This window comes from Priestia sp. TRM10 (genome assembly GCF_057808375.1).
The window spans coordinates 331,615-343,928 of sequence record NZ_JBJZOT010000015.1 but is presented as its reverse complement, the minus strand read 5'-3'; the positions used below and the strand labels follow the sequence as shown (position 1 = coordinate 343,928).

Here is a 12,314-nt window from a genome sequence, read left to right as displayed (position 1 = left end):
GTCATGAGTTCGGGTTTTTTTGTTAGCGAACAAAATCTCAGTGACAAGGTGAATCATTATGCGCATAAAGAAAATTTTCAACAATAATGTTATTCTTTCAGAAAGTGAACATAATCAAGAAATAGTTGTAATGGGAAGAGGACTCGCTTTTCAAAAGAAAGCAGGAGACGAAGTTGAGGAAGAGAAGATTGAAAAAACATTCGTTATTCACTCAGAATCCACTGCTAACAAATTATCTGAACTTCTCAAAGATATTCCGTTTCTTCATTTAGAAGTATCAAATGATATTATTGAATTAGCTCAAAAAAAACTATCATGTCAGCTTAATGAGACGGTGTACCTTTCATTAACAGATCATATTCATTTCGCACTAACCCGCTTTAAAGAAGGACTTATCATTAAGAACCCGCTTTTATGGGAAGTTAAGAAATTTTATAAAGATGAACACGCTGTTGCCCTTCTTGCTCTAAATTTGATTGAAGAGCGTACAGGCATTCGTTTACCAGAAGATGAAAGCGCATCAATTGCTCTTCACCTTTTCAATGCCCGTCAAGATTCATCAGGCATGGAAGAGACAATGGAAATGACAAATATCGTGAATAGTGTTGTAAATATTGTCAACTATCACTACGGTATTTCCTTTGATGAAGAGTCAATTAATTACAATCGTTTTATTACACACTTGCGCTATTTTGCTTATCGAATGCTACGCGGGGAGCTTGAGCATGATGAAGAAGAAAATTCTCTCTATGAACAAGTGAAAAATCAGTATCCTGCAGCAGACGAATGTACAAAAAAAGTACAGAAGTATTTACAAAAAGAGTACGATGTTAAAATGACGAAAGATGAGTTATCATACTTTATTATTCACATTCATAGAGTTTCTAATCGAGAAAAAAATAAATAACTATACTCATTTAGGATTGTTACTGGTTAGCAGGCAAAACCTGAAGAGAACAGAGAAAAGACTATGCTCTTTTTGTGTTCCCTTCAGGTTTTTTACGTTAAAAAGGAGGAAAGAGTTATGGATAACAAGCAGCTTGGTAATGAAATTGTAGAACTAGTTGGTGGAGAAGGAAACATCATATCCCTTGTCCATTGTGCAACACGCCTTCGCTTTAAGCTTCGAAAGCATAGCGAAGCAAATAAAGATGCTCTAACGAATCACCCAGAAGTGATTACAGTTGTTGAAAAGGGCGGGCAGTTTCAAGTTGTTGTTGGAAACCGCGTTGGAAAAGTATACAGCGAGATTATGAAAAACCATGCGATTAAAGGTGGAGATGAAGGAGCAGAAGGCGGTGGAGAAAAGGTTAGCGTTGTCTCTCGCGTCTTTGAATATATTTCAGGCACGTTCTCGCCGCTTATTCCCGCTTTAGCAGGAGCAGGGATGATCAAAGCCCTCCTTGCCGTGTTAACTCTTTTAAACGTGTTAGATGCTAAAAGTACAACATATGCCGTTTTAAATGCCGCATCTGGAGGAGTGTTTTACTTTCTCCCAGTCTTTGTCGGTATTACAGCAGCACGGAAATTAAATGCAAATCCATTTGTAGGGGGAGCCATTGCAGCAGGACTTTTGGAACCCAATTTTACGGCTCTTATTGAACAGAGTGGAAATATAAACTTTTTAAATATTCCACTTCTTGCAATTGATTACTCTTCAACGGTTTTCCCGATGCTGATTGCGATTGCGATTTATGCGTTGCTTGAGAAAGTATTAAAAAAATACACGCCAGATACAATTCAACTATTCTTTGTACCAATGATCAGCTTGCTTATTATGGTTCCTTTGACAGCGCTTGCATTCGGTCCTTTTGCTGAATATGTAAGTGCCGGCATTGGATCAGGCATTGTCTTTATGCTAGATAAATCAGCAATTCTTACAGGGGTTTTAATTGCTGCTGCTTGGCCAATCCTCGTTATTTTAGGGGTTCACTGGGGAATTACGCCAATTTCGATTGCAAACTTTTCACGTGGCGGAGATATGATTAACCCAATTACAGCAGCTGCAACATTTGCTCAAATGGGAATTGCACTTGGTGTTTACCTTCGCGCTCGCAAAAACAAAAACTTGCAGTCCCTTTCATTTGCTGCCCTTTTATCAGGACTATTTGCAGGGGTAACAGAGCCAATTCTTTATGGAATTATCCTACGTTATAAAAAGCTTATTCCAATCTTACTTGCATCAGGCGGACTTGGAGGAGCCTTTATTGCAGTGTTCGATGTAAGAGTGTTTACGTTTGTATTTAACAGCATGTTTACAATTCCTGCTTATTCTCCAATGGTAGGATATGTGATTGGAATTAGTATTTCATTTGCAGCAGCAACGATTTTAACCTTTATTATTGGAGCTGAAGGCAAAAAGAAAAAAGTGGAAAAAGCAGAAGGAAAAGCAGAGGTAGCAGCAACTGCAGAACCTGCTGTGACTAACATGAAAAACAGCCAAAAGACTGAACTTTCTTCTCCACTAGTTGGAGAAATGATTCCACTGGAAAATGTAGAAGACCCTGTTTTTTCAAGCGGTGCAATGGGGAAAGGTGTAGCTGTTGAACCTACAGAAGGGGTTGTATATGCGCCGTTTGATGGAGAAGTATCTATTTTATTTCCAACAAAGCATGCAATTGGCTTAAAAAGTGATGATGGGATCGAATTGCTGATCCATGTTGGACTTGATACAGTACAGCTTGATGGCAAACATTTCTCAGCATACGTTTCTCAAGGAGAGAAAGTGAAAAAGGGAACTAAGCTTGTCACATTTGATATTGAAGGTATTCAAAAAGAAGGATACCGAACAACAACGCCTGTTATTGTAACAAATACAGATCAATATTTAGATGTTGTGCCATCAACATTTAAGCATGTGAATAGTAAAGAGCCTGTGTTTACCGTTATAAAATAATAAACTGAGAGGAAGATGAAAAATGGCTACATTTAAACCAACATTTCCAAAAAACTTTTACTGGGGTGGAGCAACTGCTGCTAACCAAATCGAAGGAGCATTTAACGAAGATGGAAAGGGATTATCAGCTGCAGACTTTGTAGAATATATTCCAAAAAAAGAGCGCACAAAAGATAATGCAATGGAAATCACCTCAGAACAAATTCGTAAAACACTTAGCGGTGAGAGTACAGGACGTTTTCCAAAACGTGAAGGAGTAGACTTTTATCATCGCTATAAAGAAGATATCGCTCTTCTTGCTGAAATGGGTTTTACAGCTTTTCGACTTTCCATTCATTGGTCAAGAATTTTTCCAAACGGCTATGATGAAGTGCCAAATGAAGCTGGTCTAGCTTTTTATAATCGTGTGTTTGATGAACTCGCAAAATATAACATTGAGCCAATTGTAACGTTATCTCATTATGAAACACCATACGGATTAACAGAGAAATATAACGGATGGGCAGGACGTGAAGTGATTGATCACTTTGTACGCTACGCGGAGACGGTCTTTACTCGCTACAAAGACAAAGTAAAGTTTTGGATTTCGTTTAATGAAATTAACGTGATTACATTAAGTCCATTTACAGGAGGAGGGATTGTTTCAGACCGTGAGGAAAATCCGGTACAAACGAAATACCAAGCTCTTCACCATCAGTTTGTAGCAAGTGCTCTTGCGACGAAAAAATTGCATGAAATCAATCCAGAAGGAAAAATGGGCTGCATGCTAGCAAGAATGAGTCACTATGCAAATACACCAAACCCTGAAGATGTCTTAAAAGCTCAAAAAGACAATCAAGATAACTTGTTCTTTACAGATGTTCATGCAAGAGGTGAATATCCAAAATATATGGAGCGTTTCTTCATTGAAAATGATATTAAAATTATCAAAGAAACAGGAGACGATGAAATTATTAAACAGTATCCTGTTGACTATATTACAATTAGTTACTATATGTCTATGCTGTCATCCTCTGCTCCTGAGGGAGAGCGTACAGATGGAAACTTGATGAATTCTCTTAAAAACCCTTATTTAGAAGCATCTGATTGGGGGTGGCAAATTGACCCTGTTGGTTTGCGAATCGTGTTGAATGATATGTATGACCGCTATAGACTTCCAATCTTTATTGTTGAAAATGGCTTAGGTGCATATGACAAAGTAGAAGAAGACGGATCAATTCATGATACGTACCGTATTGATTATTTACGTAAGCACATTGAGCAAATGAAAGAAGCGATAGGAGATGGGGTTGAACTGCTTGGTTACACATCTTGGGGACCAATTGATTTAGTTTCGATGTCAACGAGCGAAATGTCTAAACGATATGGCTACATTTACGTTGATAAAGATGATGATGGAAATGGTACATTAGAAAGAAAGAAAAAAGATTCGTTTTATTGGTATAAGAAAGTCATCGCAAGCAATGGAGAAGAACTATAAGAAACGATAAAACCGGTATGAACTTACATGCCGGTTTTTTAATCTATAAATAGAGATTGTTTATTTTGTATGTAATGGAGAAGAAGGAACTTTGGATGCTAAATCTATAGAGTGAAAAAAAAGAGTATTTTTGTGTAAAACGGGAACAGTGATAAGAGATGAAGTTCTTTTCTACACGATTTTCAGAAAGTGTGAAAAGTTTGACTGCTGAACGAGAAAGAAGGTAAAATGAAAATAGAATGAATATTCATTCTTACTTAAGAGATGCTTGTTGAGAGGATGGACATCATGCAAAATAAGCGCGATAAGATTATGGATGCTGCACTCGAGCTTTTTGCAGAGCGAGGTTTTAACGCTACAACAGTTCCAACAATCGCTTTAAATGCTGAAGTAGGAGCAGGGACCATTTATCGTTATTTTGAGCATAAAGAAGCTCTTGTTAATGCTGTTTTTCAACGGTGCGTAGAAAGCTTTTCACATCATTTACAAGAGAACTATCCGAGTGATTCCGGTATTAGAGAACAGTTTCGACACTTGTTTTTTAAAGTAGTTGGTTTTGCCCGAGATCACGTTTATGCTTTTTCATTTTTAGAAAGCCAAAGCAATGCGCCCTATTTAGATTCAAAAAGTATTGACAGTTTCCAAGAAATGATGGATTTTTTCTATCAATTTTTAGAGGAAGGAAAGAAAGTGAATGTTATTCGCTCTGTACCAACAGAAGCGCTGTTTGCAATTGTGTACGGTGCATATGTTGAGATAGCAAAACTTTTGCGTAAAAAGATTCTTTCAGAAAGTGATCAGCTTATGAATAGTTTAGAAGCGTGTTGTTGGGATGCGGTGAGAGTGTAGAAATTCTACCGCTTTCTTATTAAGAAGAAAAGAATGAACATTCATTCCGCTACATTAATTTATGAAAATAGAATGATAGATACCTATATTTTTCGTCAGTCTATCTTATGAAACAATTGCACAAAAAAAGAGGAGGCTTTTCTCATGGAAAAAGAACGTACTATTCCACAACCTAAAACTTATGGACCGTTAGGCAGCTTACCGCTTATGGATAAAGATAAGCCAATGCAAACATTTATGAAAATTGGTCAGGAACTAGGCCCTATTTTTCAATTTCAATTTCCACACGCTTTAGGCACATTTGTCTCAGGACATGATTTAGTTGCTGAAGTATGTGATGAAGAGAAGTTTCAAAAGCAGCTAGGAGTGTCTCTTACAAGCGCTAGAGAGTTTGCAGGTGACGGACTTTTTACAAGTTATACAGAAGAGCCGAATTGGAAAAAAGCCCATAATATTTTATTACCAAGCTTTAGTCAACGCGCAATGAAAGGTTATCATCATATGATGCTTGATATTGCAACACAGCTTGTTGAAAAATGGGAACGTCTAAATAAAGAAGAAGAAATTGATGTACCAGAAGATATGACTCGTTTAACACTAGATACCATCGGTCTTTGCGGCTTTGGTTATCGTTTCAATAGCTTCTACCGAGAAGGAGCTCATCCATTTGTAGATAGTATGGTGAGAGCATTGGATGAATCAATGAATAAAATGAATCGTTTACCTATTCAAGATAAGCTGATGGTGCGTAAAAAACGTCAATTTCAAGAGGACAAAATGTTCATGTTTGAACTCGCTGATGAGATTATTAAAGAGCGTAAAAAACAAGGAGAGGTAGATGGAGACGATCTTCTTGCCCATATGCTAAATGGAAAAGATCCTGAAACAGGAGAGAAACTAGATGATGAAAATATTCGCTACCAAATGATTACGTTTTTAATTGCGGGTCATGAAACAACGAGCGGTCTTTTATCATTTGCGATTTACTATCTCTTGAAAAATCCGCGCGTGCTCAAGAAAGCATACAAGGAAGTTGATGAAGTATTAACAGGAATGCCTACTTATGAAGATGTAAGAAAGCTAAAATATATTCGAATGATTTTAAATGAAGCCCTACGACTTTGGCCAACTGCTCCAGCCTTTTCTCTTTATGCGAAAGAGGATATTATGCTAGGAGGAAAATATCCAATAGAAAAGAACCAAAGCGTAAGCGTTCTTTTAGGAAATCTTCACCGAGACAAAAGAGTGTGGGGAGAAAATGTGGAAGAATTCCGACCAGAACGGTTCCAAGATGAAGAGAAAATTCCACATCATGCGTACAAACCGTTTGGAAACGGTCAGCGCGCATGTATTGGTCAACAGTTTGCACTACATGAAGCAACGCTTGTACTAGGAATGATCCTGCAAAGATTTAATATTGTGGATCACAGAAACTACGAACTAAAAGTAAAAGAAACTTTAACATTAAAACCTGATAATTTTACAATTCAAGTAAGTCCTCGAGAGCGCGAATATGCAGCTCTAAACGATCATAAAAGCGAAAACAAAGCAGCTGAAAAAGTAGAACAAGACGTCATCATTGAAGAGCATAACACACCGCTTCTTGTTCTTCATGGATCAAATTTAGGCACTGCTGAAGGAATTGCAAATGAACTTGCTGAACTTGGCGAGAGATACGGTTTCTCCACAACTATTGCTGCTTTGAACAGCTATAGTGGCAAGCTACCAACATCAGGCGTTGTCTTAATTGTTTCAGCTTCCTATAATGGAAAAGCTCCAGATAATGCAACGGAGTTTGTGAACTGGTTAGAAACGTCAAAAAATGATTTATCAGGTGTTCACTATGCTGTGTTTGGATGTGGGGACAGAAACTGGGCAAGTACGTATCAACGCATACCGAGAGTTATTGATGAAAAAATGACTGAGCTTGGTGCAGAACGGATTGTAGATAGAGGAGAAGGAGATGCAAGCGGTGACTTTGAGCTTCATCTTGATGAGTGGAAAAATCAATTGACGAAAAAAGTGAAAGAAACATTTAACGTCGAAGAAACGAAAGAAGTAGCAGAGAAAAAAGGATTAAACGTGACATTTGTAAAAGAAAACGTTCAGCATCCGCTTGTCAAAACGTATAAAGCACAAGAAGCAGAAGTTCTGTTAAATAAGGAGCTTCAGAGAGAAGAAAGTGGCAGAAGTACACGTCATATTGAAATCTCTTTACCAAATGGTGTTTCTTATAAGGAAGGAGATCATCTCGGTATTCTTCCGCAAAATAGGGCTGAGCTTGTTAATCGAGTATTGAAGCGTTACGGATTAGACGGAAGCGAGAGCATTATGTTAGAAGGCGATGCATATGGACTTCAACACTTACCGTTGAACAAACCTGTACGAGTGCGAGATGTTTTGACTTTTAATGTTGAATTGCAAGAACCTGTTTCAAGAAAAGCACTACAGGAGTTAGCGGAAGCAACCGTTTGTCCGCCACATAAATATGAACTTGAAGCCCTCCTAGGAGATCATTATAGTGAAAACGTGACGAACAAACGATTAACAATGCTGTCTCTTCTTGAAAAATATGAGGCGTGTGAATTGTCATTTGAGCGCTTTTTAACACTTTGCTCACCGTTAAAACCGCGCTATTATTCTATTTCAAGTTCACCGCTTAAGAGCAATCAAAAAGCAAGTATTACAGTAAGTGTAGTAGAAGGAAAAGCATGGAGTGGAGATGGAATGTATCATGGTGTTGCCTCATCTTACCTTGCTCAATGTCAAGCAGGTGAAAAAGTAATGATGTTTATTAATACACCTCAGTCTCGTTTTGAGCTTCCAGCTGACGAAAGTACACCGCTTATTATGGTTGGACCAGGAACAGGCGTTGCTCCGTTCAGAGGCTTTTTACAAGCCAGATCTGTGTTAAAAGAGAAAGGAAAAACACTTGGAGAAGCCCATCTTTACTTTGGTTGCCGAAATGAAGCCCATGATTTTATTTACAAAGATGAACTTGAAAAAGCAGAAAGTGACGGTATTGTAACACTGCATACGGCATTTTCAAGAATGGAAAGCTGTGACAAAACGTACGTTCAACACTTAATAGAACAGGATGCAGCAGAAGTGATTTCTATTCTTGTTGAAAAAGAAGGAGCTCTTTACATTTGCGGAGACGGCAAAAGTATGGCTCCTGCCGTAGAAAGTACGTTGAAAAAGGCATATCAAGACATAGAACATAAAAGTGAAGAAGAAGCAGAGCGTTTTCTTCTCGATTTAGAAAAACAAGGCCGCTTCGCAAAGGATGTTTGGGCAGGATAAATAGCAAAAGGAGCTAACTAAAGTTAGCTCCTTTTATTGTATATCTTGAATGCCTGATAAACGAATCGAAAAAATATTTTGCTTTTCATCTTTCAGAAATAAAGTTTGATCTAAGAGGTTAAGATTATGAACGCGCCCTTGACAAGTTTGCAGAAGCCCATCTTCATAATAGTTAATTGTAAGCAACCGGTTTTTTCGTAGCGCTTTTAAAATCATGACATTCTCCTTTGTTATTTATATTAAAATTTTTAATGTTTTATAGAATTTCCTTACTTTTATTATATACAAAAAAGGTAAGCGTTTTCAATAAAGTTATGAACAATTTGTGAATCATTGTGCAAAAGAAAAAAATTAGGGAATTGTATAGCGGGTAAACACCTTAAAAACAAGCTCTCTTCGTGTGGATACACCTGTTTTAAGAAAGATAGATTTTAAATGATCTTGCACTGTATAAGGAAAAAGAAAGAGATCATTTGCTATTTCTTTAGTTGAAGAACCTTTAATTAAATAATCTAGGATATTACTTTCACGTTTTGATAAATTATAATACTTTTTATTAATGGTTAGAATATTTGTTGGAGAGGTCTGAGCAATATTTATGGCTATGTTGAAATCCTCTTTATCTTTTATTAAGAGTAAAGAGGAAAGCGTGAGAAATCCGTACTTTTGAAGAGCAAGTAGCGTATGTGCTGACCCTTCCTCACTTCCTAGTGTCCGGTAGCAGAGAGCTTGAATTGACTTTGGCAATTTGTCTCCTTCTAACGATTCAGAAGCTCTTAGGGCACTTAACATCTCTATCCCTGTTTTAGTATAAGAGATCAGTTTAAGATCAGGAGAAAATAACAGCATTTTAGGTTGTAAAGGAACGGGTTCTAAAAATAAATGATAAAAGGTCTGAAGTCCACGACCAATCGAGGAAGAAAGGTTTTCAATAAGCTCTTTTTCTTCACTTTGAAAGTGTTCTTCTGTTTTGAATAACGTTAGATACCCGAAACATTGATTTTTATATACCAAAACAGCACGAAGTTCGTCCTTGAATCCGGCGGGTTTTAAGATAGATGTGTATCTGTAACTTTTCTTAAGTTGTTCTTCTTTTTGTTCACTTAGCACGGCCGCTCGTATTTCTTCATGAAAAAGTCTTGCATAGTGATTTACGTCTTGTTGTAAATATTCATTTTTAAAAATCTGATGATGAATACTTTCAATGTTATGCTCTGTAACAGCTCCTATAGAAAGTAATGTGTGAGGGTCTACTGCAGACAGGCAATATGCTTGAAAAGAGAGTTCTTGCTGTAAAAGTGTGATAACACGTTGCCGGTATGTCCAAGATGATGTGCATGTTTTTTCTAAGCGATGTAAAGCTGTATCAATTTCACGCCACTTTTTCATATCGTTGCTCCTGCTATTTTTATTTCCCCATGTTTCTGGGATCGTCATTTTTTTCTTCTTCTTTATAATTGAGAATAGTTCTTAATTAATTTTATCGAAAAGAGTAGAGATTAGAAAGACTTTATAGGAGGAGAAAAGATGAAGGAAGTAAGCAATATGAATTGGCATAGTGATGAAGTATATAATTATCAAGCGAAAATACCCTTGAAAATTCCAGGATATGATGAACTTTATAAGATGATGAATTATCTTATGTCAGTATATGTCTCTTCAGAAAACAAGCATATTCATATGCTTATCGTTGGGGCTGAAGGAGGACAAGAACTTATAACTCTCGGGAATAGAAATAAGGGATGGGCATTTACAGGAGTAGACCCTTCTATAAAAATGCTTGGTATCGCACAACGGCGCTCTAAGAAAGCAGGGATAAACGCCACTTTTATACATGGAGAGGTAGAAAGCATAACAGGAAAATTCACAGGTGCAACTTGCATGCTTGTGCTTCACTTTTTGAAGGAAGCAGAAGCATGCAAGTTGCTAAAAGAAATAAGTGAGCGATTAAAAAGTGGCGCTCCTCTTTTTGTAGCTTCTATTGTTGGTAAAAAGGGAAGGGAGTTTCAATGGCAGATGAAAGCATACATGCTTTCAAACGGAATTCCTATTGAAGAGTGGCTTAACTTTGAAAAATCAATAGATAATACCATTCATCTTATTTCAAGTGCGAAAATGAAGCATCTTTTAAACAGATCAGGATTTACAGAAGTAACAAAGTTTTATAAAGGTTTTTTAGTAGAAGGATGGGTGGGGATAAATGGATAAAAAGCATTTTGATGGTTCTTTTTTCCTGTCTTTCATAAAAAAAATCGATAAAAAATAAAAAGATTAAATTTTTTTTAGTCAAATCCATTGATATAAGAAATATTTTTCCTTATAATTGATTTATAGATTGAAAGTGCTTTCAGCAAACAGTACGTTTTGAAAGCGCTCGCCATATACTAAAAATTTGAAATTCAGACATGATATACAACAGGAAGGGGAATGAACCTTGGATTTCTATCTACTAATTATGACGCTAATATCTATCGCAATTGTGGTTGTTGGAGTTTCGGTGTTCAAATGGCATGCTTTCATTAGTTTGCTTGTAGCTAGTTTATTTTTGGCTATAACATCAGGACTCTCGTTGGATAAAATTGTAACCTCTTATGAAAGCGGTGTCGGCAGTGTGCTTGGACACCTAGTTGGAATTTTAGCACTTGGAACAATTTTAGGGAAAATGATGGCTGAATCAGGAGCCGGTATGAGAGTTGCTGACTTCTTCATTCGATCTTTCGGACGTAAGAAACTTCCATGGGCAATGCTTATTTCAGGATTTGTTATCGGTATTCCCGTCTTTTTTGAAGTAGGAATTATTATCTTAATTCCACTTGTTATTTCGATTTATAAAACAACAAAGCAAAATATTCTATTGATTGCACTTCCAGTCATCGCAGGTCTTTCGATTGTGCACGGAATTGTACCTCCGCATCCTGGGGCAATGACAGCCATTGGGATTTATAACGCAGACCTTGGCAAAGTTTTAATTTATGCTCTTATTATTGCCATTCCAGCTGCAATTGTTGCAGGACCAGTTTTTGCAAAATGGGTTCATAAACGAGTAATTCCAGAAAAAGAGCCTGAGCTTATTCGTATTAATACATCATCAAGTAGTTTACCAAGCACAGGCGTTTCGTTTTTCGTTATTTTACTTCCGATTCTTTTAATGGTTCTGTCTGTTGTAGCACCTACAATTGAAGCGTTACCAAAGTTTGTTATTCAGGCATTAGAGTTTATTGGTAATCCACTTGTAGCTCTTTTACTTGCATGTTTTGCTGCTTTCTATCTTTTAGGATTCCGTCAAGGCATGGATAAAAATATGGTGAAAAAGCTTACTGAAGATGCTGTACTGCCTGTTTGTTCTATCATTTTAATCGTTGGTGCTGGTGGAGGATTTAAACAAATTTTAATTGATAGCGGTGTTGGAGAGTCAATTGCTCAGATGGCTGAGCATCTATCCCTTTCACCGATTGTCCTTGCCTTTTTAGTAGCTGGTCTCATTCGTATTGCAACAGGTTCTGCAACTGTTGCCCTTACAACAGCCGCTGGTATTGTATCACCTGTTGTGGCAAACATGACAGGCGTGAACTTAGAGCTTCTTGTTATTGCAACAGGCGCAGGTTCACTTATGTTCTCCCACGTCAATGATGCTGGTTTCTGGCTTGTTAAAGAGTATTTAGGTTTAACTGTAAAAGAAACGTTCAAAACATGGACTGTACTTGAAACACTTCTTTCATTCATTGCTTTTGCTGGAGTGTTAATTTTCGATATCTTTGTATAAGCAATAAAAAAGGCGTTCTTCTC

9 protein-coding genes are annotated in these 12,314 nt (G+C 37.1%); 7 read left to right on the top strand and 2 right to left on the bottom strand.

Annotated elements, in window-relative coordinates; genetic code table 11:
- The first annotated feature begins 58 nt into the window (after positions 1–58).
- The 5 genes from licT (at position 59) to ACK3CR_RS18500 (ending at position 8,528) form a co-directional block, all read left to right on the top strand.
- Positions 59–907, top strand: coding sequence for a BglG family transcription antiterminator LicT (gene licT / locus ACK3CR_RS18520; protein WP_113753192.1), 849 nt, complete (start codon positions 59–61; stop codon positions 905–907).
- Between the two features lie 117 nt (positions 908–1,024).
- Entirely contained in the window at positions 1,025–2,896 is a 1,872-nt protein-coding gene (locus ACK3CR_RS18515) for a beta-glucoside-specific PTS transporter subunit IIABC (protein WP_243518916.1), read from the top strand.
- A 22-nt stretch (positions 2,897–2,918) separates the two neighbouring features.
- Complete coding sequence (locus ACK3CR_RS18510; protein WP_488975917.1) at positions 2,919–4,376, top strand: glycoside hydrolase family 1 protein; 1,458 nt, start codon at positions 2,919–2,921, stop codon at positions 4,374–4,376.
- 288 nt (positions 4,377–4,664) lie between these two features.
- A complete protein-coding gene (locus tag ACK3CR_RS18505) occupies positions 4,665–5,225 on the top strand; it encodes a TetR/AcrR family transcriptional regulator (protein ID WP_243518920.1) in 561 nt (186 codons plus the stop codon).
- A gap of 144 nt (positions 5,226–5,369) precedes the next feature.
- Positions 5,370–8,528, top strand: a complete 3,159-nt coding sequence (locus ACK3CR_RS18500; RefSeq protein ID WP_488975916.1) for a bifunctional cytochrome P450/NADPH--P450 reductase — start codon at positions 5,370–5,372, stop codon at positions 8,526–8,528.
- A gap of 33 nt (positions 8,529–8,561) precedes the next feature.
- On the opposite strand, the gene ACK3CR_RS18495 is transcribed toward ACK3CR_RS18500, so the two are convergent.
- A complete protein-coding gene (locus tag ACK3CR_RS18495; protein WP_019392192.1) occupies positions 8,562–8,744 on the bottom strand; it encodes a YolD-like family protein in 183 nt (60 codons plus the stop codon).
- Between the two features lie 135 nt (positions 8,745–8,879).
- Positions 8,880–9,917, bottom strand: coding sequence for a helix-turn-helix transcriptional regulator (locus ACK3CR_RS18490; RefSeq protein ID WP_488975915.1), 1,038 nt, complete (start codon positions 9,915–9,917; stop codon positions 8,880–8,882).
- Positions 9,918–10,055: 138 nt separating this feature from the next.
- On the opposite strand from ACK3CR_RS18490, the gene ACK3CR_RS18485 reads away from it, so the two are divergent.
- Together ACK3CR_RS18485 and ACK3CR_RS18480 are read left to right on the top strand one after the other, a co-directional pair.
- Positions 10,056–10,736: a class I SAM-dependent methyltransferase gene (locus ACK3CR_RS18485; protein ID WP_243518926.1), complete on the top strand. Its 681-nt coding sequence runs from the start codon at positions 10,056–10,058 to the stop codon at positions 10,734–10,736.
- Positions 10,737–10,962: 226 nt separating this feature from the next.
- Positions 10,963–12,291 carry a GntT/GntP/DsdX family permease gene (locus tag ACK3CR_RS18480; RefSeq protein ID WP_243518928.1) on the top strand — a complete coding sequence of 443 codons (1,329 nt, stop codon included), beginning with the start codon at positions 10,963–10,965 and terminating at the stop codon, positions 12,289–12,291.
- The last annotated feature ends 23 nt before the right edge of the window (positions 12,292–12,314 follow it).